The organism is Oleiphilus sp. HI0066, from assembly GCF_001635725.1.
The window spans coordinates 1-853 of record NZ_LWFH01000017.1; the positions used below are offsets into that span (position 1 = coordinate 1).

Here is an 853-nt window from a genome sequence, read left to right on the forward strand (position 1 = left end):
AACGGACCTAACTTACTCGAGATCGTCCAGATACTTTTCAGCATCAAGTGCTGCCATACAGCCGAAGCCAGCAGACGTAATAGCTTGACGATATACTTGGTCGGTCACATCGCCGGCAGCGAATACGCCAGGAATGCTCGTAGCTGTAACGCCGCCATTAAGGCCAGACTTAATAGTGAGGTAGCCATTGTCCATTTCAAGCTGACCGTCGAATAGATCTGTGTTTGGTTTGTGTCCAATCGCGATGAATACGCCGGTTAGATCGATTTCTTTGGTTTCGCCTGTTTCCGTTGACTTGATACGAACGCCGGTAACGCCAGCATCATCACCAAGAACTTCATCAAGAGTATGGTTCCATTCGAAACGAATATTGCCATTCTCAGCTTTGTCGCGAATCTTGTCTTGCAATATCTTTTCTGAGCGCAAGGTGTCACGACGGTGAATCAAAATTACTTCTTTCGCGATATTAGAAAGATAGAGAGCCTCTTCTACAGCTGTATTACCGCCACCAACAACACATACCGTTTGATTGCGATAGAAGAAACCATCACAGGTTGCACATGCACTGACACCACGGCCAGAAAATGCTTCTTCTGATTCGAGGCCAAGATATTGAGCAGATGCGCCTGTCGCAATAATCAATGCATCACAGGTGTATTCGCCTGAATCACCGCTAAGGCGAAATGGTTTTTGACTCAAATCAGCTTTGTTGATGTGGTCAAACACAATCTCGGTATCAAAACGCTCGGCGTGAGCTTGCATGCGTGCCATTAAGTCCGGACCTTGCAAGCCTTCCACATCACCAGGCCAGTTATCTACTTCAGTCGTTTGGGTTAATTGGCCGCCCGCTTGG

Annotated in this window: 1 protein-coding gene; it reads right to left on the reverse strand. The window is 47.2% G+C overall.

The window, feature by feature from the left end; genetic code table 11:
- Positions 1-12: 12 nt before the first annotated feature.
- Positions 13-853: thioredoxin-disulfide reductase (trxB, locus tag A3738_RS00655; RefSeq protein ID WP_068763262.1), on the reverse strand; the 841-nt coding region annotated here is incomplete at its 5' end.